The organism is Lysobacter sp. 05T417, assembly GCF_056396405.1.
This window is the reverse complement of sequence record NZ_JBFTLK010000005.1, coordinates 427209-450444: the sequence shown is the minus strand read 5'-3', so window position 1 is coordinate 450444 and position 23236 is coordinate 427209. Positions and strand designations below refer to the sequence as shown.

Here is a 23236-nt window from a genome sequence, read left to right as displayed (position 1 = left end):
CCCTGGAGAAATGAAATGTCCCGTATCAACAATCGCAATTCCGTCGGCATGCTCGGCATCGCCCTGGCTGGTCTCGTCCTGAGCGGTTCCGCGTTCGCCATGCAGCCGCTGTCGCAGGGCTACATGCTGGCCGCCAGCCACGCCGTCGGAGAAGGCAAGTGTGGCGAAGGCAAGTGCGGCGCCACCGGTGCCAAGTCCGACAAGGCTGCCACCGCTACCGGCAAGACCGCCGAGGGCAAGTGCGGCGAAGGCAAGTGTGGCGATGCCTCGTTCGCCAAGACCGACACCAGCGACGACGGTCGCGTCTCCAAGTCCGAGTTCATCGCCGTTGCCGGCGACCGCGCCGGCGATTTCGCCAAGCTCGATACCGACAGCGACGGCTACATCTCCGAGAAGGAGGCCTACGACTTCCTGAAGGCCACCTACGCGGCCAATGGCAAGCCGATGCCGGCCGGCCTGTTCGCGAAGATCGGCAAGTAAGTCTTTCGCCGCTTCCTGGACCACAGCGCGTCCCCGTTGTCGACGACGACGGGGCACGCTTCAACCGAGGTTTGCCCCATGCACACCATCGCTGCAACCACGTCTGCCGGCCTGGGCCTGCGTCGCGGCCTGATCCCCGAACTGCTGGCCATGGACGATGGCGCGGTGGACTTCCTCGAAGTGGCTCCGGACAACTGGATCGGCGTCGGCGGCAGGTTCGGCGAACAACTGGCCCAGCTGTCTTCGCGATTTCCGATCAGCGCGCACGGCCTGTCATTGTCGCTGGGCGGCACCGAGCCGCTGGACATGGAACTGCTCAAGCGCACCCGCGAGTTCAACGAACGCTTCGATGTCGTGCTGTACAGCGAGCACCTGAGCTACACCTCCGACGACGGCCATCTCTACGACCTGATGCCGATTCCCTTCACCGATGAAGCCATCGTCCACGTCGCCGCGCGGATCCGCCAGGTGCAGGACGTGCTGGGCCGGCGCATCGCCGTAGAGAACGTCTCGTACTACGCCGCGCCCTACCAGGCGCTGGCCGAGATCGACTTCATCAACGCCGTCCTGGTCGAGGCCGATAGCGACCTGCTGCTGGACGTCAACAACCTGTACGTCAACGCCATCAACCACGGCTACGATCCGCAGGCGTTCCTGGCGCGACTTCCGCCTGACCGAATCGCCTCGTACCACATCGCCGGTCACTTTGATGAGGACATCGACCTGAAGGTCGATACCCACGGCGCGCCGGTGAAGGGCGACGTCTGGTCGCTGCTGGACAGCGCCTACCGCCGGTTCGGCGTGCGACCGACGCTGCTGGAGCGCGACTTCAACTTTCCCCCGATTGCGGAACTGCTGGCCGAAACCTGGCGCATCCGCATGATGCAGACCGCGCACGACGACCGTCATCGCCTGCTGGAGCAGTCCCGTGCATGAAGTCCTTCGCGAGCAGCAATTCACCTTGGCGCGGCATCTGCGCGATCCCGCTGCCAACCCGCCTCCGCCCGGCATCGAGGACCGGCGCCTTCGCGTGTATCGCGAACTGTTCCTGGGCGCGATCGAGGGCTTGCTTGCGGGCAGCTTCCCGGTGATCCGCGGCACGCTCGGCGACCAACGCTGGAAAGGGCTGGTGCAGGCGTTCTACGCCACGCATCGCAGTCGCACGCCGTTGTTCACGCAGGTCGCCGCCGAATTCGTCGGCTACATCGATGGGCACGCGAGCGATGCCGGCCTGCCGGAATGGCTGCCCGAACTGGCGCATTACGAATGGATCGAGCAGTCCCTGTTCAGCAGCGACGCGCAACTTCCGCCGCACGATCCGGACGGCGATCTGTTCGAAGGCGTGCCGTTGCTGTCGCCGCTATCGGTACCGCTGGCCTACCGGTGGCCGGTCACCGACATCGGCCCTGGCCATGTTCCGCCGATCGCACCGGAAGTGGCCACGACCCTGCTCGTCCATCGTGACGTCGCGCATCAGGTCCGCTTCACCCGCATTGCACCGCTGGCGTTTGGCTTGCTGGTGTCGTTGCAAGGCGACGCACGGAGCGGGCGCGCGCATCTTGAGGCGCTGGCCACCGAAGCCGGCGCGGATCCCGGCTGGATGCTTGAGCAAGGCCATGAGTTGTTGCTGGCATTGCGCGAACAGGGCGTGGTGATCGGTACGGCCGTGTGATGGTCCGTGTGGTGGGCCCATCCCCGGGGTTCATCCAACGCAATAGCGGTCAGCGACGTCCAGCGCCTCGTCGATGATCGCCAGGCCGTCGCGCAGGGTCTGCTCGTCGATGATCAACGGCGGCACCACGTGCACGCGGTTGCCCACGACGAAAGGCCACAGGCCATGGCGCTTGCAGGCATATGCGAACTCGACCATCGGTGCATTGTCGGCACCGGCGGCATTGAACGGAACGAGCGGCTCGCGGGTGGCGCGGTCGCGGACCAGCTCGATCGCCCAGAACGCGCCCAGTCCACGCACGTCGCCCACCGATGGGTGGCGGTCGCGCATCGCCTGCAGTGCCGGCTTGAACACCTCTTCGCCCAGGCGCCTTGCGTGCTCGATGGTGCCTTGCTCGCGGTAGATGCCGATGCAGGCAACGGCCGCCGCGCAAGCCAATGGATGGCCCGCGTAGGTCAGCCCGCCCGGATAGGCGCGAGATTCGAAGCTGGCGGAGATCGCATCGCTCATGATCACGCCACCGAGCGGGACGTAACCGGAATTGACACCCTTGGCGAAGGTGATCAGGTCCGGTACGACGCGCCAGTGATCGATGGCGAACCACTCGCCGCAGCGACCAAAGCCCGCCATCACCTCGTCGGCGATCAGCATGATGCCGTGCGCGTCGCACAGCGCGCGCACGCCCTGGAGGTAACCGTCGGGTGGAACCAGGATCCCGCTGGAACCGACCACCGGTTCGAGCACGATCGCGGCAATGCCCTTTGCGCCTTCGACCATGATGGTGTCGGCCAGGTGCGAGAGGGCACGCGCGCATTCCTCCTGCGCATCGCTGGAATGGAATGCGGAGCGGTACGGATATGGCCCCCAGAACCTCGCAAACCCCGGAGCGCCAGGCTCGGACGCCCAGCGTCGCGGATCGCCAGTGGCGGTGATCGCGCCCGCGGTCGCGCCGTGGTAGCTGCGATACGCGGTCAGCACCTTGTGGCGACCGGTGTGGAGGCGGGCCATCCGGATCGCGTTCTCGATCGCCTCGGCGCCACCGTTGGTGAAGAAGACGCGGTTCAAGTCACCGGGCGCGACTTCGGCGATCAGGCGCGCGGCTTCGCTGGTTGCCTCGTTGGCGTGGTATGGCGCCACCGTGCACAGCTTCTCGGCCTGGGCCTTGATCGCGGCGACGAGCTTCGGGTGCTGATGACCCACATTGACGTTGACCAGCTGGCTGGAAAAGTCGAGCCAGCGGCGGCCGCTCTCGTCGCTGAAATGGACACCCTCGGCGCCCGTGACGACGAGCGGATCGAGCGCGCCATGCGCCGACCATGAATGCAGCACGTGCAGCTTGTCGTTGCTGGCAGCCGCCGATCGCGTGCCGCCGGCGCCGGGCACACCGGCCGCACCGTATTGGTTTGCGTCACGCATGTCGTTCCGCGCTCAGGGGATGAAAGTCTGTTCCGGATCGTCGAACGACTTGAACTCTAGCGCATTCCCCGATGGATCGAAGAGAAACATGGTCACGTGCTGCCCCGGCTTGCCTTTCAGCCGAAGGTGCGGCGCCTCGGCGAACTCGATCCCGGCCGTCGTCAGGCGCCTGGCGAGGGTCTCCCACGACTCGCGGTCCAGGTTCATGCCGAAGTGCGGTACCGGCACCGCCTCGCCATCGAACTGGCTGTCGAGCAATGGCCGCTCATCGCCGCCGATATGCGCGACCAGGTGATGACCGAAGAAGTCGAAGTCCTGGTAGTGGGTATCGCTCCTGCCCTGCGGACAGCCAATGACGCCGCCGTAGAAGCGACGCGCCTCGTCCAGGTCGCGGACCGGGAACGCCAGGTGGAACTGGTTGATCGTTGGCATCAACGTTGGCTCATGCCCGGCGACGTCCGGCATGCGGCGAAGATGTTCTGCCAGAACAGGTTCCACGCGGTGATGCTGCATTCGTAGCCCTGCGCCAGCTGCGACAGCGACTCGGGCTCATGCAACAGGTAGTCGTCGATGGCCTGGCGCGTGAGTTCGCCGTGGATGATGTCCTGCTCGCCGGTATGGATGGTCCAGAACTCCCAGTCGATGCTCTTGGCGTTCTGGATCATGTACGGATGCGTCTGCAGGTGCTCGAACATGACCGACAGGTAGGTCTGGCAAAGGCACTCGCCGCCCATTCCGCGCAATCCCACACCGAATGCAGACCCCCGCGCAGCCAGTTGCCGCGTCAATCTGTCCAGGTTGGCGCGGTTGGCCGGCAGGCAGCGTTCGAGCTGCGCGGGTTCCACGCCAATGGTTGCGAGGAAGCGGTCGTAGATGGCCGGATGCGCCTGGGCCGGGTTGCCCTCGCCGAGTTCCTCGGCAAGGATCTCGCTGAGCAGGCTGCGCAGGCCGCCGAATGGCAGCTTCGCCACCAGCAGGGCCAGGTCGCTGATGTAGTCGATGGTGAAGAAGCGGTACTGCGTGCAGACCAGGCGCAGCTCGTCGATCGACAAGTGCGGCAGCACCTGCATCTTCTGCGCGGCCAGTGCTTCGGTTGCCTCCTTCGCCTTGTCGGCGAACCGCCAGAAGCTCTGCCTGTCCCAACCACCGGTCTGGATCGCGTCTGATCGGATCGCGTCGGCCTCGGCGGATGACGAGTCCTGTTCGCTCGGGTTCTTCAGCAATGTCATGCGCCCAACCTTGGAGAAGTTTGGCCGGAGCATACTTCGCGTGTTGATGTCATATTTCACTCGACGTTGACCAACGCGTCGCAATTTCGCGCAAATCTTCACCGGACGTGGATGTGATCGCGCTTCATCGCGGCTGCGACGTATTCATCATCCACATTCGCTGTTGCGTGGTTCACGCTTCGTTCGGAAAAATGCGCCAGTCATGCAGCGTTCGTTCACGGCGCGCGATGCGCTATACGATGTGCTCAGCGCTGATGCACCGGAGCCAGGTCGAGCCGATGGATTCATCCAACAGGGAATCGCGCCGCTGCGCAGTCAATCTGCTGTGGACAGGCGGCTGGGATTCGACGTTCCGGCTGCTGCAGTTGCTGCTGGAGCATCGCGTTCCGGTGGTTCCCTATTACCTTGAAGACCCGACGCGGCCGTCGACCGCGATCGAGCTGCAGACCATGGCGCGCATCGGCAACCATCTGCGGGCCGTGTACCCGCACGTGCGCGAGCTTCTTCACCCGATCCGCGTGGCTTCGGTTCGTGATGTCATGGTCGACGAAGAGATTGCCGCGGCGCTGCGTGAGATCCGCCAGCGGGTCTTCATCGGCAGCCAGTACGCGTGGCTGCCTTCGTTCTGCAAGCACAACGCGATCGATCAGATCGAACTTGGCGTGCATGTGGATGACAAGGTGCAGGCGCTGGTGCGTCCGTATGCGCTGGAGTTCGACCATCCCGACGGCTACCGGAGCGTACGCGTCGACCCGCGCCACGCCGATACACCCGAGTTCCGGCTGTTCCGCTATTTCGGCTTTCCACTGTTCCACATCGACAAGGTCGGGATCGACCGGCGCGCAGGTACCGATGGCTGGAGCGCGGTCATGGACATGACGTGGTTCTGCCATACGCCACTGCGTGGCCGCCCCTGCGGGATCTGCGCACCGTGCATCTACACGATCGAGGAAGGCCTGGCGCGGCGCGTACCGATGTCGCGACGCGTGGTCTCGTACTTCTATCGCCGGTTCGCGCTGCCGCTCAAGTCGCCGCTACGGCGGCTGCGCGGTGCACTGCGCGAAAGCCGCGCCGGGCGCCCTCGGGCACCCGGCGTCGGTCGTCCATGAAGGAGTGCAGGGCTACGGAATCGCGTCCAGGCGACCGTAGAGGCCATGCTCCTCGTCATCCGGACCGGATGCGAAGAACAGGGTATTGACCGGCTGATTGGCGATGCCGTTGCCGAATGCCATGCCCCACAGGCCGTCAATCGCGATCGGTCGCAGATGGCTGTCGCGCAGCACGCCAAGCGGGATGCCGAATACGGGCTCATAGGCATTGATGTGGCCGTCGCCGAAGTTGCCGATCAGTAGCGCATTACTGAAGGACCCGAAATCCGCCGGCGCCAGCGCGATGCCCCAAGGCGCATTCAGCGTGCCGCGCGTGGCGATGCGACGTATGAGCTTGCCGGTGGGCGTGTACACGTCGACGTAGCCCAGCCCGGGACCACGCACTTCATCGGTCATGCTGGCGTTCTGCTTGGCGTAGGTCACGTAGATGTCGCCGCCGATGGCCTGGATTCCGAACGGTGCGAATCCGCGCGGGATGCCAGGGTCGGTGAATGCCCCGGGCGGCAGTGCGACCGGCTTGAAGGTGCTGTCGAACACATCCACGCGGGCGTGGAAGAAATCGGTCGCATAGAGCAGTTGCCCGGCGCCGCCCGCGCTCAGCGCCAGGCCCTTGTAGTTGGCGCCGGTGGCGGAGTTGTTGACCGCGCGGATGGCGTGGGTGGGATCGACGTTGGGCGCCCAGCCGGCGATCACGCCCTGCTCGGTGGCAAACAGGAAGCGTGCAGCCCCTGACAGCCCGCCCTGGCTCACCAGGAAGGCACCGGAGGCATTGAAGACGATGCCGGTCGGCTCGCCACCGTCAGCGGTGGTTGCCGTGGGGATCTGCACGACCAGCGACTGCACGTTGCCATCGCCGTCATACAGCGTGGACACGTGCGCGTCGGCATCGGCCACCCAGACAAAGCCGAACGGATTGAACGCCACGCCCCACGAGTTGACGAGGTTCGGATCGGTGCGTTCGGCGGGAATGGCGCCGTCCGACACCAGATTGCGCTGCGCGTAACGAACGCCGGCGGCCTCGGCTCGGGGTGCGGCCGCGAAGGCGACCACCATTGCCAATGCCAGGGGCGCGCAGAAAACGGCTGATGACTTCATGTCCAGGCTCCTGTTGCAGGGATTGTGTGCGGGAAAGCTGTCGCGGCAGCGCGGGCCCGGCGCTGCAGGGAGTGCATGCCGGCATGGCCGCATCCGGTTCAAGCTCACGCACGCGTAACAACAGGGCGCGAGTCCCAGGCCCACAATCGCCACGCAGACGATTGAACCGATCGCGCCGTCCACGGTATTGACGACGTGCGCGCATGAGGACACAGGGTGGCCGCTGGACCGGGCATAGAGGGCGGAGCACGCGGCGATCAGGGCCGCATGGACGAGGTTGTCCTGATGGGCCGTGTCGCGGCTGAACAGATGGACGCCTTCGAGGTCCTGTACCGGCTCTACCATCCGCGCCTGAGCCGCTTCCTGCTTGGCATGACGCGCAGGCCGGCGCTGGTTGAGGAGATCCTCGACGACACCATGCTGGTTGTATGGCGCAGGGCGCACACCTACGACCCGGAAGCGAAGGTATCGACGTGGATATTCGGCATCGCCTATCGGCAGGCGCTCAAGGCGCTGCGGCAGGCATCGGATGGATTGAACGCCGGGACGCTCGATGACGAGCCGCTGCCGTCGACGCAACTCGAGCCCGATGCCGAACTGCAGCGACGCGATGTCCACGCCATGCTCGACCAGGCCATGCGCGTGCTGTCGGCCGAACAGCGCGCGGCGATTGAACTGACGTACTACCTGGGCTACGCCTGTCGCGAGATTGCGGTTGTCATGGACTGCCCGGTCGACACGGTGAAGACGCGGATGTTCTATGCGCGGCGTCGGCTCAGGGAGTTGCTGGGCGGGAGCCGCGAGGAGGCCATGTGACCATTCTTCGTTTCGAAGGTTCGGCGCACAACGAGGCGGACCGTCTGCTGCCGTGGTACGTCAACGGCACGCTCGACGAGGGCGAGCACGCGCGCGTCGAGCGTCACCTTGGCCAGTGCCCGCAATGCCAGCGCGAGGTCGAGCTGCTCCGCGGCCTGGCCGCTTCGCGCGCCGCGGAGCACGCATCGCCCGACCCGACTGCGGCATTCCTTCGCCTGCGCCAACGCCTGCAGGCGCCCCATCCCCGACCCACCCGCTCAATGGCCGCGCGCACACGCCAGGCATGGTCCGGATTGTCGGCGTGGTTGCGTCCTGCGGTGGCGGTTCCGTGCGCGCTGGCGTTAGCCATGCTCGGCATCGTTGCGTATCGCGCAGACCTGCCCGCGCCCGCCATGTACCGCGCGCTTGGCGACACGCCGGCGCCCGGCATCGCCGACGCAGGGCTTCGACACCTGGTCGTGGTGTTCGACCCGCACATCGAGCACGCCCGCATGCAGCAGCTCCTGCGGGCCAGCCAGGCCAGGATCGTGGACGGACCGAACGAGGCCGGCGCCTACGTCCTGGCCGTGCCCGCGTCGCGCGAACCGGAGGTGCGTGCGGCGCTACGCGCTGCCGATGGCGTGACCCTCGTGGAAAGTCTCGAACCGGTCGAGCGGCGCTGACCATGCGCGCGCTCCTGGCAGCCGCGCTGGTCCTGGGTATCGTGACTCCCGTCGCGGCGGCCATTCCTGCCGCCGTGCCGGCTGCCGGCAACGCGGTCGAACACGACTCGCAGCCGCAGACCGATCGCCAGCTGCTGGTCATGCTTCGCGTTCCACCGCCGCACCTTCGCCCCGACGCGGACTACGCCGGCAACTACCGCAGTGCGCCCGGTCGCGAGGCGCGGCGACGGATAGCGCGCACCATTGCCCAGGCCCACGGCCTGCAGCTCATTGACGATTGGCCGATGCCGGCGCTCGGCCTGGACTGCTTCGTGATGGAAGCCGGCAGCCGCAGCGCACGCGAGCAGGTGGTGCGGCAGCTCGCCTCCGACCCTCGGATCGAATCGGCGCAACCGATGGGCCTGTTTCATGCGTTGGCCGATGGCGATCCGCTGTCTGCCGCGCAGCCTGCGGTCACCGGCTGGCACCTGCGCGAACTGCATGCCCTGGCGACCGGACGCAACGTTACCGTCGCCGCGGTCGATACCGGCGTCGACGTCAGCCATCCCGACCTGCGTGGGCGCGGCATCATCACGCGCAACTTCGTCGGCAGCGGCGTGTCTCCTGCAGAGGCGCACGGGACTGAAGTGATCGGGATAATTGGTGCACGCAGCGATGATGGCATCGGCATCACCGGCGTCGCCCCGCAGGCGCGGCTGCTGGCATTGCGGGCGTGCTGGGGGCAGCAACCTGCGCAGGTGGTGTGCAGCAGTTTCACGCTGGCCAAGGCCCTGCAGTTTGCGATCGACTCGCGTGTCCAGGTGCTCAACCTCAGCCTGAGCGGGCCGGCGGATCCATTGCTCGGCCGCTTGCTGGACGTTGCGTTCGCGCAGGGCACCAGCGTGGTCGCGGCGGTGGATCCGCGTCGCCCGGATGGCGGATTTCCCTCAGCCCACCGCGACGTGCTGGCAGTGGCGGGTGAACAGGGCAGGCAGGTTCCGCCGGGGGCCTTGCTGGCGCCGGACCGCGCCATCCCGGCCACCACGAGCGGCGGAGGTTGGAGCCTGGTGTCTGGCTCCTCGTTCGCCGCCGCTCAAGTCAGCGGGCTGGTGGCCCTGCTGCGTGAGCTGGCGCCCACGGCGGGGCCGGCACAAGTGCGCGCTGCCCTCGCCCCGGGTCTTGAGCTAGGCTTGGCGGCGAGGCGGCCGGAACCGATCGATGCGTGCGCCGCGGTCGTGCGCGTGACCCAGCGCTGCGCATGCGACTGCTCGGCATCATCGACCACCAGCTCGAGGCCGCGCCGCTGAGATGCTTCCGTGCCGCACGGCACCATCGCACTGCTCGCAATCGCGTTTGCCTCCGAAGCCGGCGCTCAGGTCTCGGGCAGTGCCGCGGTCGTTTCCGATTACCGTTTTCGCGGTGTGTCCCTCAGCGATGACCGACCGGCAGCGCAGCTGGGCGTCGCCTGGGACGGCGCGGATGGCTTCTTCCTTGGCGCCCTTGCATCAAGCGCGCACCCCGATCCCGACAGCGGCAACGATGTGCAGCTGTTGCCCTACCTGGGCATTGCGCGTCGGTTCGGCAATGGCACTGGCTGGGAGCTCGGCGTGGAGTACGCGGCCTTCCTCGATGCAACCGGCTACGACTATCCGGAGGTTCACGTCGGGCTGAACTGGGAGCGCGTGAGCGTTCGCCTGTACTACGCGCATCGATACTTCGGCGACGACTCCGATGCGCTGTACCTGGAGGTCAACGGTACCTACCCGCTGACCGATCGCGTGCGACTGACGGGGCATGCCGGCTGGCTGGACCATGACACCACCGCCGAGTCCTTCCCCGGATTGCAGCGCCAGCACTTGGACCTGCGCGCTGGCGTTGGCGCCGGGATTGCCGGTTGCGATCTTCAGATCGCCTGGGTGGCAGGCGACGGCGACGAGGCGCGTTACTACCCCTCGGCGGAAGTCGATCATTCGGCCCTGGTGTTGAGCCTGTCGCGGTCCTGGTAGAGGCAGGCGCGCCGCTGCGTCAGCGCGCGCCGGGAAGCTGCGCGAGGGTCTGGGTCGCAATGGAGTCCAGATTGACCTTGTGGCCGGCCTTGGCCCGCACCGAACCGCGGTACAGCGCGCGCCACAACACGCGGATGTCGCCCGGTTGCAGGACTTCCACCAGCAACCCTCCTTCGACCATTTCCTTCGTGTCGAGCTTCACCTCAGGCACGCCATTGGCGCCCTGGGTGACGATCTGCGAACAGCCGCCCGCCTTGCATTCGACCGCAGTCTCGTTCGCGCTCGCCAGACCGGTGTCGCGAACCGTCGTCTCTTCGGTATCGCGGACGCCTGCGCGGTAAGCCACTGCGATGTCGGCCTGGCGGAGGTCATCGGTGCGCGTGTAGCCCTTGGCCTGCAGCGCCTTGTCCAGCGACGCCTGCAAGCGCTGGCGCAACTTGGGATCCTGCACGCGCTTGTCGAATTCGGCCGCCAGCTGTGGCGGCATGTCCACCCACGCATAGCGCTTGCCCGGCAGCGATGTCGCAGGTTTCGACACCTGCACCTGGCCGTCGGGCTCACTGGCGTGCACCGCGGTGAGCGAGATCGGGGCCAATGCAACGGTCAAGGCAAAGCAAAGCATGCAGGACTGCAGGCGATTCATGGGGACTCCGGGGAATGGGGCGGACATATCGTCCGACCAGGCCATGTTAAACAGGCGTGACGGGGCCCGATGTGATGAAAGCGGGCGCATCGACTGTCATGGCATCGCCGTCATTCACGACGCCATCACCGCGGCCGGCGACGCTATCGCCTGGCTGATCCCAATCCGAGGCCGGACGCGCATGAAGCTCCCACTCACCTTCCTGCTCGTTTTCGCGTTGCTGGCAGGCGCCACGGGCTGTGGCGAGAAATGCAGGAACGAACAGGTGGCAGTCGTTCCGTCCCCGAGCGGGAACTCACGCGTGGTCGTGTTCCACCGCAACTGCGGCGCGACGACGGCTGCCAACACGCAGGTTTCGGTCCTTCCAAAATCCGCCAGCCTCGCCAATATCCCAGGCAATGCCCTGATCCTTGGCGGCGACGTACCGGTGCAGGCACGCTGGGAGTCGGAGACGTCCGTGACGATCTCCGGAATGGGTACTGCGCGCGTGTTCAAGCAGAACACGACGGCAGCGGACATCGCGGTTACCTACAAGTAGACACCGCGAGCGCGGCGCGCACGGCGTGCGCGCCGGCGGCCCGTCATTGTGCGGACGCGGCCTTTTCGATCAGTTTCGCCACGGGCGCGGGGTTGGACACCATCACCACGTGCGACGCGCCGCGGATCACATCGATCTGCTTGGCCTTCGCACGCTTGGCCATGAAATCCAGGGCCTTGGGCGGGATGTTCTTGTCCTGGTCGCCGTAGATGAACCACGACGGGATGCCCGCCCACGAAGGTGCGCCGGACTTCTCGTTGAGTGCGGCTTCGGTGATCGGTCGCTGCGTTGCGGCCATCAGGTCGGCATCCGCCTGGGAGACGTCCGCCGCGAACTGCGCGTGGAACTTGTCCTGGAGAATGTAGAGATCGGAGCCGCCTGTGGCCAGCTTCACCGGTGGCGCAAGCGTCGGCCCCAGCGTGCTGCCGGGGAACTTGCCCGACAACCCGGCCGCCGTCTCGCCGGCCGCGGGCGCGAACGCGCCAACATAGACCAGCGCCTTGACGTTGCCGTGGCCGCGCGCGGCCTCGGTGATGACGCTGCCTCCGTAAGAGTGCCCGACCAGCACCACCGGCGTGGTGATGCTGGCGACGATATCGGACACGTAGGCGCCGTCGCCGCTGACGCTGCGCAACGGATTGGCGACCGCGATCACGGTGTAGCCGTCGTGCTGGAGGATGCGGATGACACCGTTCCAGCTCGATGCATCAGCGAATGCGCCGTGCACCAGCACGACAGTGGGTTTCGCAGTCTGCGCAGCCGCGTTTCCACCCGCGAGGGCGGCGGCCAGGGCGATGCCAGCAAGCAAGGTTCTCATGTCGGTTCTCCTTCGATGGGGGATCGTTCAATGCGTCTTGCGCACTTACAGGTGGTCGGCATCGATGACCGCCTGCGCGAAGGCGTGCGGATCTTCCTGCGGCGGGTTGTGGCCGATGCCGCCGGTTAGCAGGCGGTGCTGGTACTTGCCCGTGAAGCGCTTGGCATAGCTTTCCGGCGTCGGATGCGGCGCGCCGTTGGCGTCGCCTTCGAGCGTGATGGTCGGCACGGAGATCGACGGGAACTGGGCCAGCCTGCTTTCCAGCTCGTCGTACCTCGCCTCGCCCTGGGCCAGGCCCAGCCGCCAGCGGTAGTTGTGGATGACGATGTCGACGTGATCCGGATTCTCGAGCGCTGCCGCGCTGCGATCGAAGGTCGCGTCGTCGAATGCCCACTTCGGCGATGCCAGCTTCCAGATGAGCTTGGCGAAGTCGTGGCGATTCTTCGCGTAACCGGCGCGTCCGCGCTCGGTTGCGAAGTAGTACTGGTACCACCACTGCAATTCCGCCTCCGGCGGCAGCGGCGCCTGCGCGGCCGCCTGGCTTCCGATCAGGTAGCCACTCACCGCGACCAGCGCCTTGACACGCTCGGGCCAGATTGCCGCGACGATGTCGGCCGAACGGCCGCCCCAGTCGTAGCCGGCGATGACCGCCTTGCCAATGCCCAGGGCATCCATAAGCTCGATGACGTCCTGCGCCAGTGCCGCGGGCTGGCCGTTGCGCACGGTGTCCGCCGACAGGAAGCGCGTGGTGCCGTAGCCGCGCAGATGCGGAACGATCACGCGATAGCCGGCGGCCGCCAGCAACGGCGCGACCTCTGCATAACTGTGGATGTCGTACGGCCAGCCGTGCAGGAGGATGACGGGCGGGCCCTTTTTCGGCCCCGCCTCCGCATACGCGATGTCCAGTACGCCGGCGCGCACGTGCCTGAGCGCGGAGAACGTCGCGCCGGTCGCGCCGGTCGCGCCGGCAGGTGCGGACTTCGAAGGGCCGGCATGCGCACGCGCGGGAGCAGCCAGGCCCAGCGGCGCCACCGCAATGCCCATCGCCGCCGTGCCCAGCAGGCGCCTGCGGTGCGGATCGAACGTGGCTGTCTGGATGGTGTCCATCTCGACCTCGCGGCGATGCTGCAGGAATTCAAGCACGCGAAAAGGCTTCACGGAATGCACTCCGATGGCATCCCCGTGGTTCCGGGGAGGCAATAATCAGGGCGCGCGTCGATTCGCTGGCCGGGGATGGGAACAGGCGCTTTCATCACGGGACTCCTGCTGGATTGGCGCCGTCATTTCAACGGCCCCGTGTGTCCCTGCTGTTTCCGGTGATCGGGCGTTTTGTAAAGTTGTGTAGCGCCCGGCGGCCACTATCGCCCAGATGCGTGAATCGACCGTGATGTCGACTACAGCACGGCGGGAATCAACGCCTTTGTCCGCGCCTGGTACAGACGGTAGGGCTCGCCAAAATGGGCGCCAAGCCAACGTTCCTCGAGGCGCAGCTTGCGCCAGAACGACACGAACACGATGGCGACGGCAAGCAGGCCGCGCCAATCGCCGACCATGATGGCGTTGCCGAGGAACAGCAACACGAAGCCGGTGTAGATCGGATGCCTGACCAGGCCGTAGGGCCCCTGGGTGACCAGTTCGTGGTCCTGCTTGAGCTGGACCGTAGCGCTCCAGTTGCGGCCGAGTATCACCCGCGAAACGATCGCCAACGCCGCACCGCCGATCGCCACGGCCAGACCGACCGCATAGACAAGTGTGGAGTGGGGAACGAACTGTTCGCGAAGCAACGTTCGACCGAACCATTCGCCCGGTCCCAGCAGCAGCGCGGCGACGACGAGCGGTAGCCAGTAGAACAGCAGGCGCTTGGCGAGCGACTCCTGCTGCTCGACACGTTTGGCCGAGCGCGAAGCCCACAGCCAATAGCCGAGTACGGCGAACCAGGTGATGCGCAGTGCGTGCTCGAAGAACGGCGGCATGGATCCTTCCTGTCAGTCCGGTCGGTGAAGCAAGGGCCCGCGGCCCGTTGGTTGTGGCCCGGAGGCGCTCCTCAACGGGTTGCGCCGGCGCCCACCTTGCCACAACGGCCGGGTGTACGATGGGTTCGCATCCTCACGTTTCACCTTCGCGTCCGTACGACCGATCGGCGCGCTCGCTGCGCTCCCTTTCATGCGTGTCCTGCCCTGTTTTCCAGGGCGACGCCCCCCCAGGGAGCGCCAATGCCCGGCTACACAACGCGGAACCAGGTGGTGCCCATTGGCGGGCACGATTACCGCCTGCGGGTTCTGAGCGACAAGCAGCAGTTCTCGGACCCGGACGGCCATGGCGCGCGGCTGGGCATTTCCTCCGCGCAATGGAGCCTGTTCGGCCAGGTCTGGCCGGCAGGACGCCTGCTAGCACAGGCCATGCACCGCTTCGATGTCGCCGGCAAGCGCGTCCTGGAGCTGGGCTGCGGCATCGGCCTGGCCAGCCTGGTGCTGCAGTGCCGCGGCGCCAACGTGGTCGCATCGGACATGCACCCGCTGGCCGAATCCTTCCTCGCATACAACGCCGCGCTCAATGCGCTGCCGGCGCTGCATTACCGCCAGCTGCTGTGGAACGTGCCGTTGCCGACGCTCGGTCACTTCGACCTGATCATCGCCAGCGACGTGCTGTATGAGCTCGACCACGCATTGCTGCTCGCCGGCGTGGTCGAAAGGCACGCAAGTGCGGATGCCGAAGTGGTCGTCACAGACCCCGGCCGCGGCCACAGCACCCGCTTCACACGCCTGCTTGCCGCGCAGGGGTTCGAGCTGATCGAAGAGCGCTGCCCGATGGACGACGAGGACCTGCCGCCGTACCGGGGGCGACTGCTGCACTACTCGCGCAAGGTGCAGGGCGCAGCGTGACCGGGGCAGCCCGGCCGGGCGCTACCGGCCGGCCTGCTGCTTCAACGCCTCCGCGTACTTCCACAGGTCGTCCATGAGCGCGGTGTAGGCCTTGGCGTCGTGTTCGGCCAGCGATGTGTTGACGAACACGATGATCGCGACGTCCTTGGCCAGGTTGGACAGCATCTCGGTCCGCACGCCGGGGTCTGAACCGCCATGGCCAATGCGGGTGACATTGAACTTGGTCGACCAGAACAGGCCCGAGTTCTTCTCGGCAAGGATGACGTTGTCGGGCTTGTTGGCCTGTGTGTACTGGAACTTCAGCATCTCGGCGACCGACTCTGGCTGCAGGATGCGCACCCCCTGGTACTGCCCGCCATCGAGCAGCGCGATGAAGAACCTCGACAGGTCTGCCACCGATGTCCGCACTCCGCCATCCGGATAAGTGGTCACGCCGTACAACGGGATCGGCACACTGAAGCCGTCCTGGTAGACATACAGCGTGGAGTGCGAGCCCGCCGGCACCTCCGACAGGAACCAGCCGCTGTGATCCATCTTCAGCGGAGTGAAGATGCGCTGGCGGGTGTACACGTTCAACTTCTCGCCGACGGCACGCTCGATGATGCAGCCGGCCAGTCCGGCGGCGATGTTGGAGTACTCCCGATGCGTCCCGGGTTTGAACGCGAGGAAGTTCTCCTTCGCGTAGTCGTCGCCGCCTGGTACCAGGTAGCCCTGCAGGAAATCGCACAGGGCCTCCGGCGCGTCGTCGCCCCAGTGGTAGAGGCGCTGGTACACCTCCCAGCGGTCGGTGATCCCGGACGTGTGTGTCGCCAGCTGGCGCAGCGTGATCGGCACGCGCGGGAACGACGGGTTGGATACCTTGAACGGCAGATAGTCGTTGATGTCGGCATCCAGCGACAGCTTGCCGTCCTGCACGGCCTGCATCAGCGCCACGCCGGTGACGGTCTTGCTGATCGACCCGATGTTCATCACCGTGTCGGGTGTGAACGGCACACCGCGCTGCTTGTCAGCGAAACCATAGCCCTTCGACCAGGCCAGCTTCTTGTCGATGATGATTGCCGCGCCGATGCCGACCAGCCCGGATTGCGCCATCCGGTCCTCGATGGCACGGTCGGGCGCGGCCGCTGCGGTCGTCGACGGAAGCGGCGCCGAGGGCGCTGCCGGGCCGGATGCGAGGGAAGCGGCGAGGGCAAGTACAGTCATCCATCCGTAGGCACGCATGTTGGGCTCCGGCGCTCCGCAAGTTCGCGGAGCATGCTGCCGTGTCGCGAGCCTTGCGACCGCCTTGCGACGAAACCGCCGTCAGTGCGACGGAACGCGGCCGCCGGCTGACGAACACATGCGACTGCCGGCCCCGCAAACCTGCCGGGTCATGCCCTGGCAGAAGGCAGCTTCCAACCGGGGCGAATGCGTCGGCATGCCAGCTGCTGCGAACGTTCGAGGTAGTCCTGGTGCACCGATTCGGCCTCCCAGAGGTGCCGGCTGGCTCGACCGAGGTGACCACCTTGCCTGGAAGCAGACCGGAGGCTTCGAGGTCGGCAATCGTGGCTTCAGCGGCAAGCTTCTGCGCTTGGCTCAGGTAGAAGATGGCGGAACGGTACCTGGTTCCGGTATCGCTGCCCTGGCGATTCATCGATGTGGGGTCGTGGATCTGGAAGAAGAACTCTGGGTCATGCGGATCAGTCCGCCTGGCGCGGCCTCAAGTAGATCACGTTCAACACCGGCACAAACACCGTGGTCGCGAACATGACCAGCATGTTGGCGGTGAAGATTCCGACGCTTGCATAACGAAGCAGACGGAACATGACGCTCTGCCTGACCGCGGTGGGCTGAGGCGTCGCCTCGCGCGGCGTGACTGGCTGCGAATCAGCCGTGTTGTACGGGTCGCTCAAGATCCTTCTCCCCTCTGGTTGAACCGCCAATGGCTTCCAGGTAGCGCCTGAAGCTTCACCGCGCTGGCCCGGAGAATAGCCGAACCCGGGCCCGCCATTCCTCCGGCGGCGGCCGATGCATTACTATCCCGGTCACGAAGGGGAGTAGCTCCCGCATGCTGGCACCGTCACTACGGGATTCGTCCCCGGTGCAGCAGCAGGTCGCCTGAGGCGTCCTGCGAGCAAGACCTTCGCCGTCCCACGGCGAAGGTGCGCCCATTGAATGCACAGGCGCCGTGGCTTTTCCGCCGCCTTGAACCCCAACCGCCCATCACATGGCCCCGCCGCTCCCGGCAGGCACCGTGCGTGCGCGGGCAGGTTCGGCCAGCCACCGGCCCACGGCCGCCCCGCCCTTCTACGAGACCCCAATGGACGCCCTACTGAACCCCGAGATCTGGATCGCCCTGGCCACACTGACCGCGCTCGAACTCGTGCTCGGCATCGACAACATCATCTTCATCTCCATCCTTGCCGGCAAACTGCCCCCGGAGCAGCGCAACAAGGCGCGCCGGCTCGGCATCACCCTGGCCGCGGTGACGCGCCTGGGCCTGTTGCTGGCCATCGCCTGGATCGTCGGCCTGACCGCGCCGCTGTTCTCGGTGCTGGGCAACGAGTTTTCCTGGCGTGACCTCATCCTCATCGGCGGCGGCCTGTTCCTGATCGGCAAGGCCACCCACGAGATCCATCAGAAGCTGGAAGGGGCCAGCGAGCACGTCGGCGTCGGCACGGTGACGGCCACCTTCGCCAGCGTCATTGCCCAGATCATGGTGCTGGACATCGTCTTCTCGCTGGATTCGATCATCACCGCGGTGGGCATGGTCGACGAGCGCTGGGTGATGGTCACCGCGATCCTGATCTCGATCGCCTTCATGCTGATGTTCGCCCGGCCGATCGGCGACTTCGTCGAGCGCCACCCGACCGTGAAGGTGCTGGCGCTGAGCTTCCTGATCATGATCGGCCTGGTGCTGATCGCCGATGGCTTCGGCCAGCACATCCCGAAGGGCTACATCTACGCCGCGATGGCGTTCTCGGTGTTCGTCGAACTGATCAACCTGTGGATCCGCAAGCGCGAACGGACCAAGGTCGAGCCGGTGAGGCTGCACGAACGGTTCACCGACGACGCGCCGTCGGCGTAAAGGCGCAATGCGAGGCGGCCGGCTTTCGCGCCGGCCGCTTCCGCATCCGGTCAACGCTCGCGGCTACAGCAGGCCCAGCTGGGTTGCCTTCAATGTGGCCGCAGCACGCGTGGTGCATTCGAGCTTGCGAAACACGCTTTCCACGTGCGTGCGGACGGTACTGGGGCTGATGGAGAGTTTCTGTGCCGCCTGCTTGTTGCTGGCGCCCAGGCTGATCCAGCGAAGGACGTCCCGTTCGCGCTCGGTAAGCAATCCCGTCGTTGAGGGCGTCGGCTGACGGACGACCTCGCGGCGCCTGTCGAAAAGCGCTCGGACGACGGCCAGGTCGTGCCGGCCTGCCTCGGCTTCGGCCATCAACATTTCACGGGCCTGGTGGTCCGGATACGCTTCGCGCCACGGACGCTCGACCCGGAGCGCGGCCAGTGCGACGGAGGCAGCGAGGATGCGCCCTTCCAGCGGGATGCTGAGCTCCTTGACCTCGCGAAAGTAGCCCGATCCGTCGGGCCGCTCGTACGCGTACGAGGCGACTTCCGCCTCCGCCCCAAGCGAGCCGATCTGGCGTGCCGCGCGGCCGGTCCAGTACGGCACCAGGCGGACACGCTCCCACGCCGACACGGCCAGGCGGCCCGGCGTGTCCCAGACCATGTTGGGCACCGCAGCGCGCCCGATGCCATGAATGAGGGCGGCCCGGTACACCCGCTGCTGACTGACTTCGTCCAGGCCCAGATGGATGGCCGCGTTGCGTGCAATCTGCGCCACGTTGCGCGAATGACCGGTCATCCACGGCAGTTTCAGGTCGATGACGTGGGCCAGTATCTCCAGCGACGTCGTACGGCCTGCCAACGTTGCTTCCAGCGAGCACGGCCCGGACAAGGTCGGGTCAGCGTCGAGTGCCGCGAGCCACTGGCGGGCATGCGTGAGAACCACATCGGCAATTGCGCGCGGATACAGCGTGTCGGCACGCTCACCAATCAGCCGGCACGCCTGATCGAAGCCATAGAGACGATTGAAGATGTCGAGGTCGCCGGCAATAGACGCCATGTAGACCGCGATCGGTACCTGGTCGCCACGCAGGCCATCTGGCGCGCCGCTGCCGTCGTGACTCTCGAACAGGTGGCGCAGGGCGAACTGTGTTTCTTCGTCCAAACCCAGTTGCTCGGCGATGTCTCCCGACACTTCGCAATGGATGCGCGACAGTGACAGGAATGCAGAACCCTTGTTGCGCGTGCCAGAACGGAAACTGCTGCCGGAGGACTGGATCGCGAGCAATGCCTTGCGCCCGCTCACGTCGTCGCCAAACAACTGCGCGAACTCCGGTGCGTTGGCGGTGCAACCCGACCAGCGCAGCAGGGCGACCGCGGTGGCGCGCGTGCAGGCGGCGTTGTCCGCTCCCGTCTCGCGGGCCAGTTGTCCCGCCATCCAGGCGGCACGCGGCGAATGGTCGGTGGGTTGCCCCATGGCGAGGTCGCCGACGAACGCCAACGAGCGGATCACATCCAGGAGGGCGACTGCGGATTCGTCCACGGCCTTCATGACCTCTACACGGGGTGGAGGGGAAGTCTATCTGCGCCCTGCCCGTCCGGGCCTCGGTCATTCAACCGATGGTGCGCGCGGGGGGCAGGCGGCAATCTGCGCTCCAAGGTTGGCCCGCCAGCCCCTCCGCCGAAAGACCGATCCGCCCAACCATTCCATCTGGAGAATCCCATGAAACTGAAGTCGCTCGCGCTCGCTGCGGTTGCCGCCGTCTCGCTGGCCTCCACCGCCCACGCCGCCAAGCCCGCCCCGGCCCCGAAGGCCGTCAAGAACGTCGTCCTGGTCCACGGCGGCTTCGTCGACGGCTCCGGTTGGCAGAAGGTCTACGACATCCTCAAGAAGGATGGCTACAACGTCAGCATCGTGCAGAACCCCACCCTCTCGCTCGCCGACGACGTCGCGGTCACCAAGCGCGTCATCGCCCAGCAGGACGGCCCCGTCGTGCTCGTTGGCCATTCCTACGGTGGCGTGGTGATCTCCGAGGCCGGCACCGACCCCAAGGTCGAGCGCCTGGTCTACATCGCCGCGTTCGCGCCGGACGCCGGCGAGTCGGTGCAGACCCTGATCGCCAACCCGCCGCCGGGCGCCGCGCAGCCGCCGATCCTGCCGCCGCAGGATGGCTTCCTGTTCCTTGATCGGGTGAAGTTCGCCGCGTCGTTCGCAGGTGATGTCCCGGCAGAGGAAGCAGAGTTCATGGCTGCGTCGCAGGTGCCGTGGGGTGTTGAAGCCCTGGCTGGCAAGGTGACCGTTCCGGCGTGGAAGTCGAAGGCGAGCTGGTATCTGGTCGCCACCGACGACCACATGATCCCGCCGCCGGCCCAGCAGATGATGGCCAAGCGTGCAGGCGCCAAGGTCGCCGAAGCAGCGGGCAGCCATGCGATCTATGTCTCCAAGCCGGACGTGGTGGCTCAGCTGATCGAACAGGCAGCCCAAGGCAAGATGTAAGCGCAACCCGGGAACCAGGGCTGCTCAGCGCCCCGCATACGCGGGGCGCTTTTTTTCGCTACGGCAACGTGAACTTGCGTGTGGAGCGCAACGGCCACAGCGAGGTGAAACGTGCGCCGCCAACCAGCCGGTACGCGCTCGAGACTCCGTTGACGAGACCCATGCGCGTCAGAACCTCCCTGGCGCGCCGGAAGGACTGCTTCGGGTCGGAGGTCACCATGAAGAGATTGATCTCATTCTTGCTGACGTCATAACCATCAAGCTCGACCGTGTCGCCCAGCGCCTGCTTCAACTCGCTCTCGATCGTTGCGAGGAAGGCTTCGTCCGCCAGTGACTTGCGCCAGAACTTGATGATCAGCTGGTAATCCATCGAGGCATTGTAGGGCAATTGCCTGGGCCGCTTGCACGCGTCCACCGCCGTGGAGTCGCCGCAACACTGTGGGCTGCAAGGCCTTCACGCCATATCAACGCCACGGGAGTGTGATATCGCGCCGGCCCCTGCACGATCGGCCGCAGCACACCCAGTTCGGAGGAACCGACATGATGGCCAACCCCATGCAGGCAACGGACCCCAAGAAGACGGTCGGCGCGCGGCGCTGGCCAGCCGGGCAAGCCTGCGCCGTGCTCCTGTTCGCACTTGCCGTGCTGCCCTTCGGCTCCGTGGCCGCACCGCGCGTAGACCCGGCGCTCGTGCCCGACACCTCGCTGGCGGTCCCACAGCTGCATTTCGACAGCAACGGTGAACTGCTGATTGCGCCGTCGGCGACGGCGTCACGGCATGACTTCGACTACCTGGTTGGAAACTGGAAGCTCCGGAACCGCAAACTGAAATCCAGGCTCACCGGCTCGACCGAGTGGATCGACTTCGAGTCCCGCGTGGAGATGCATCAGATCCTCGACGGCCTCGGCAACATCGACAAATACACCGAGCAGTCCGAAGGCAAACCGTACGAAGGCGTGGCGTTGCGACTGTTCGATCCCAAGACCCGGTTGTGGAGCATCTACTGGGCGGATGGCAACTCCGGGCGCCTGGATCCGCCTGTCGTCGGTTCGTTCGAGAACATGGTGGGCCACTTCTTTGCCAGGGATACCTACAAGGGCCAGAAGATCATCGTGGTATTCCGATGGGACGTGCGCAATCCCACCTTGCCAATCTGGAGCCAGGCCTTCTCGACCGATGAAGGGAAGACCTGGGAGTGGAACTCGATCAACGTTTCGGAACGGGCCGAGTAAGGTGACTGGCCGGTCTCACCACTCCTCTGGTAATTCTGCGCATAGCCAATTCCGGTATCCGCCATGAACACGCCATCCAGTCCAATTCGCACTGCGCTGATCGGATACGGCTATGCCGCGCGCACGTTCCATGCGCCGCTGATCAACGCGGTCCCCCGGCTGTCCATGGCGCTTGTTGCCTCAAGCAGACCCGAGCAGGTGCGGGCGGAGCTGCCGAGCGTGGAGATCGAAGCTGATCCCATGCAGGCCGTCGTCGCCCCCGGCATCGACCTGGTGGTGATCGCCACACCCAACGACACGCATTTTCCGCTCGCCCAAGCTGCGCTGCGCGCAGGCAAACACGTCGTCGTCGACAAGCCGATGACGCCCGACCTGTCGCAGGCAAGCGAACTCAGAGCGACTGCGCAGGCAAACGACCGACTCCTCTCGGTGTTTCACAACCGTCGCTGGGACAGCGATTTCCTCTCGGTGCGACAGGCCATGGGCGAAGGCCTGATCGGCGAGGCCCGTCATTTCGAATCGCGACTCGAACGATTCCGCCCGCAGGTTCGCGATCGTTGGCGCGAGCGACCCGGCCCGGCTGCAGGCCTGTGGTGGGATCTTGGACCGCACCTGGTGGATCAGGCGCTGATGCTGTTCGGATGGCCCGACACCGTGCAGGCGAACCTGGCACAGCAACGCAGCGGCGCCACCACGGACGACTGGGCCCATGTCGTGCTGGGTTTCGGTGCGACCAGGGCCGTCCTGCATGCAGGAATGCTCGCCGCGATCCCAGGACCGCGCTTCGTCGTGCATGGAACACGAGGATCCCTGGTCAAGGTGCAGCCCGATCGCCAGGAGCAACAACTGCTTGCGGGTCTTCGACCCGGCGACCCGGACTGGGGTATCGATCCAGACCCCCTGCAATGGCGACGGGACGATGGCCCGATCCAGACACGGGCCGCCGTGCCAGGTGACCAGTCGCGGTTCTATGCAGAGCTCGCGCAGGCCATCGCGGGCGATGGGCCTAATCCGGTTGCGCCGGATGAGGCCGTCCGGGTAATGGCGGTCATGGAAGCGGCGATGCGCTCGGTAACGCAGGGGCGTGCGGTTTCGCTGGAGCTTGAGCCGTAGG

Annotated in this window: 26 protein-coding genes and 1 pseudogene; 14 read left to right on the top strand and 13 right to left on the bottom strand. The window is 66.0% G+C overall.

From position 1 onward, the window contains the following. The first annotated feature begins 15 nt into the window (after nt 1-15). The 3 genes from AC1DER_RS11670 (at nt 16) to AC1DER_RS11660 (ending at nt 2152) form a co-directional block, all read left to right on the top strand. On the top strand, nt 16-480 hold the full coding sequence (locus AC1DER_RS11670; protein WP_477243662.1) for an HvfA family oxazolone/thioamide-modified RiPP metallophore: 465 nt from the start codon (nt 16-18) through the stop codon (nt 478-480). Nucleotides 481-558: 78 nt separating this feature from the next. Beyond that, nucleotides 559-1416 carry an HvfB family MNIO-type RiPP peptide maturase gene (locus AC1DER_RS11665; protein ID WP_477243664.1) on the top strand — a complete coding sequence of 286 codons (858 nt, stop codon included), beginning with the start codon at nt 559-561 and terminating at the stop codon, nt 1414-1416. Next, nucleotides 1409-2152: an HvfC family RiPP maturation protein gene (locus tag AC1DER_RS11660; protein ID WP_477243666.1), complete on the top strand. Its 744-nt coding sequence runs from the start codon at nt 1409-1411 to the stop codon at nt 2150-2152. Before AC1DER_RS11665 ends, AC1DER_RS11660 begins: the two co-directional genes overlap by 8 nt. Nucleotides 2153-2182: 30 nt before the next feature. Here the strand turns inward: AC1DER_RS11660 and AC1DER_RS11655 are convergent, their stop codons facing one another. Genes AC1DER_RS11655 through AC1DER_RS11645 form a run of 3 tightly spaced genes read right to left on the bottom strand, consistent with a single transcriptional unit; the run spans nt 2183 to nt 4797 of the window. After that, nucleotides 2183-3568: an aminotransferase class III-fold pyridoxal phosphate-dependent enzyme gene (locus AC1DER_RS11655; protein ID WP_477243668.1), complete on the bottom strand. Its 1386-nt coding sequence runs from the start codon at nt 3566-3568 to the stop codon at nt 2183-2185. A 12-nt stretch (nt 3569-3580) separates the two neighbouring features. Next, nucleotides 3581-4000: a VOC family protein gene (locus AC1DER_RS11650; RefSeq protein WP_441816986.1), complete on the bottom strand. Its 420-nt coding sequence runs from the start codon at nt 3998-4000 to the stop codon at nt 3581-3583. Next, entirely contained in the window at nt 4000-4797 is a 798-nt protein-coding gene (locus AC1DER_RS11645) for an iron-containing redox enzyme family protein (protein WP_477243670.1), read from the bottom strand. Before AC1DER_RS11645 ends, AC1DER_RS11650 begins: the two co-directional genes overlap by 1 nt. A 107-nt stretch (nt 4798-4904) precedes the next feature. Between AC1DER_RS11645 and AC1DER_RS11640 the strand changes: the two genes are divergently transcribed. Continuing rightward, nucleotides 4905-5906: a hypothetical protein gene (locus AC1DER_RS11640; protein WP_477243673.1), complete on the top strand. Its 1002-nt coding sequence runs from the start codon at nt 4905-4907 to the stop codon at nt 5904-5906. Between the two features lie 12 nt (nt 5907-5918). Here the strand turns inward: AC1DER_RS11640 and AC1DER_RS11635 are convergent, their stop codons facing one another. Then, the gene (locus tag AC1DER_RS11635; RefSeq protein ID WP_477243675.1) at nt 5919-7001 is read right to left on the bottom strand and encodes a TIGR03118 family protein; all 1083 of its coding nucleotides are present in this window, start codon (nt 6999-7001) and stop codon (nt 5919-5921) included. Between the two features lie 267 nt (nt 7002-7268). On the opposite strand from AC1DER_RS11635, the gene AC1DER_RS11630 reads away from it, so the two are divergent. From AC1DER_RS11630 to AC1DER_RS11615, 4 genes are read left to right on the top strand one after another with little or no spacing between them, the layout of a single operon-like run. Next, entirely contained in the window at nt 7269-7817 is a 549-nt protein-coding gene (locus AC1DER_RS11630; protein ID WP_441816990.1) for an RNA polymerase sigma factor, read from the top strand. Continuing rightward, nucleotides 7814-8479 (top strand): zf-HC2 domain-containing protein, encoded by a 666-nt coding sequence (locus AC1DER_RS11625; protein ID WP_477243677.1) that lies wholly within the window; start codon nt 7814-7816, stop codon nt 8477-8479. The genes AC1DER_RS11630 and AC1DER_RS11625 overlap by 4 nt, the downstream gene beginning before the upstream one ends. Nucleotides 8480-8481: 2 nt before the next feature. Further along, nucleotides 8482-9765 (top strand): S8 family peptidase, encoded by a 1284-nt coding sequence (locus AC1DER_RS11620; protein WP_477243679.1) that lies wholly within the window; start codon nt 8482-8484, stop codon nt 9763-9765. Between the two features lie 9 nt (nt 9766-9774). Then, nucleotides 9775-10464 carry a TorF family putative porin gene (locus AC1DER_RS11615; RefSeq protein WP_477243681.1) on the top strand — a complete coding sequence of 230 codons (690 nt, stop codon included), beginning with the start codon at nt 9775-9777 and terminating at the stop codon, nt 10462-10464. A gap of 19 nt (nt 10465-10483) precedes the next feature. On the opposite strand, the gene AC1DER_RS11610 is transcribed toward AC1DER_RS11615, so the two are convergent. After that, complete coding sequence (locus tag AC1DER_RS11610; protein ID WP_441816994.1) at nt 10484-11107, bottom strand: DUF4136 domain-containing protein; 624 nt, start codon at nt 11105-11107, stop codon at nt 10484-10486. A gap of 43 nt (nt 11108-11150) precedes the next feature. On the opposite strand from AC1DER_RS11610, the gene AC1DER_RS11605 reads away from it, so the two are divergent. Continuing rightward, on the top strand, nt 11151-11645 hold the full coding sequence (locus AC1DER_RS11605; protein ID WP_477243683.1) for a hypothetical protein: 495 nt from the start codon (nt 11151-11153) through the stop codon (nt 11643-11645). A 43-nt stretch (nt 11646-11688) separates the two neighbouring features. Here AC1DER_RS11605 and AC1DER_RS11600 read toward each other — a convergent pair whose 3' ends face one another. The 3 genes from AC1DER_RS11600 to AC1DER_RS11590 all read right to left on the bottom strand — a co-directional run bounded on the left by AC1DER_RS11600 (nt 11689) and on the right by AC1DER_RS11590 (nt 14435). Next, nucleotides 11689-12462 carry an alpha/beta fold hydrolase gene (locus AC1DER_RS11600; protein ID WP_477243685.1) on the bottom strand — a complete coding sequence of 258 codons (774 nt, stop codon included), beginning with the start codon at nt 12460-12462 and terminating at the stop codon, nt 11689-11691. Nucleotides 12463-12507: 45 nt separating this feature from the next. Then, nucleotides 12508-13620, bottom strand: coding sequence for an alpha/beta fold hydrolase (locus tag AC1DER_RS11595; protein ID WP_477243687.1), 1113 nt, complete (start codon nt 13618-13620; stop codon nt 12508-12510). A 236-nt stretch (nt 13621-13856) separates the two neighbouring features. After that, nucleotides 13857-14435, bottom strand: coding sequence for a methyltransferase family protein (locus tag AC1DER_RS11590; protein ID WP_441816998.1), 579 nt, complete (start codon nt 14433-14435; stop codon nt 13857-13859). A gap of 240 nt (nt 14436-14675) precedes the next feature. Between AC1DER_RS11590 and AC1DER_RS11585 the strand changes: the two genes are divergently transcribed. Then, nucleotides 14676-15344, top strand: coding sequence for a class I SAM-dependent methyltransferase (locus AC1DER_RS11585; RefSeq protein WP_477243690.1), 669 nt, complete (start codon nt 14676-14678; stop codon nt 15342-15344). 21 nt (nt 15345-15365) lie between these two features. On the opposite strand, the gene AC1DER_RS11580 is transcribed toward AC1DER_RS11585, so the two are convergent. The 3 genes and pseudogenes from AC1DER_RS11580 to AC1DER_RS11570 form a co-directional block, all read right to left on the bottom strand. Further along, the gene (locus AC1DER_RS11580) at nt 15366-16565 is read right to left on the bottom strand and encodes a serine hydrolase domain-containing protein (RefSeq protein ID WP_477243692.1); all 1200 of its coding nucleotides are present in this window, start codon (nt 16563-16565) and stop codon (nt 15366-15368) included. Between the two features lie 316 nt (nt 16566-16881). Beyond that, nucleotides 16882-16977 (bottom strand): annotated as a pseudogene (locus AC1DER_RS11575) (peptide-methionine (S)-S-oxide reductase); the annotation flags it as partial. 46 nt (nt 16978-17023) lie between these two features. Then, nucleotides 17024-17236, bottom strand: coding sequence for a hypothetical protein (locus tag AC1DER_RS11570; protein ID WP_441817002.1), 213 nt, complete (start codon nt 17234-17236; stop codon nt 17024-17026). A 407-nt stretch (nt 17237-17643) separates the two neighbouring features. On the opposite strand from AC1DER_RS11570, the gene AC1DER_RS11565 reads away from it, so the two are divergent. After that, nucleotides 17644-18411 carry a TerC family protein gene (locus AC1DER_RS11565; RefSeq protein WP_441817003.1) on the top strand — a complete coding sequence of 256 codons (768 nt, stop codon included), beginning with the start codon at nt 17644-17646 and terminating at the stop codon, nt 18409-18411. Between the two features lie 63 nt (nt 18412-18474). Here the strand turns inward: AC1DER_RS11565 and AC1DER_RS11560 are convergent, their stop codons facing one another. Beyond that, a complete protein-coding gene (locus tag AC1DER_RS11560) occupies nt 18475-19944 on the bottom strand; it encodes an HD domain-containing phosphohydrolase (RefSeq protein WP_477243695.1) in 1470 nt (489 codons plus the stop codon). 171 nt (nt 19945-20115) lie between these two features. On the opposite strand from AC1DER_RS11560, the gene AC1DER_RS11555 reads away from it, so the two are divergent. Next, the gene (locus AC1DER_RS11555; protein ID WP_477243697.1) at nt 20116-20889 is read left to right on the top strand and encodes an alpha/beta fold hydrolase; all 774 of its coding nucleotides are present in this window, start codon (nt 20116-20118) and stop codon (nt 20887-20889) included. A gap of 58 nt (nt 20890-20947) precedes the next feature. Here the strand turns inward: AC1DER_RS11555 and AC1DER_RS11550 are convergent, their stop codons facing one another. Continuing rightward, nucleotides 20948-21259, bottom strand: coding sequence for a hypothetical protein (locus AC1DER_RS11550; RefSeq protein ID WP_477243699.1), 312 nt, complete (start codon nt 21257-21259; stop codon nt 20948-20950). Between the two features lie 173 nt (nt 21260-21432). Here AC1DER_RS11550 and AC1DER_RS11545 point away from each other — a divergent pair, with 173 nt between their 5' ends. Both AC1DER_RS11545 and AC1DER_RS11540 read left to right on the top strand, forming a co-directional pair. Further along, complete coding sequence (locus AC1DER_RS11545) at nt 21433-22122, top strand: hypothetical protein (protein WP_477357973.1); 690 nt, start codon at nt 21433-21435, stop codon at nt 22120-22122. A gap of 63 nt (nt 22123-22185) precedes the next feature. Then, nucleotides 22186-23235, top strand: coding sequence for an oxidoreductase (locus AC1DER_RS11540; protein WP_477243703.1), 1050 nt, complete (start codon nt 22186-22188; stop codon nt 23233-23235). The last annotated feature ends 1 nt before the right edge of the window (nt 23236 follow it).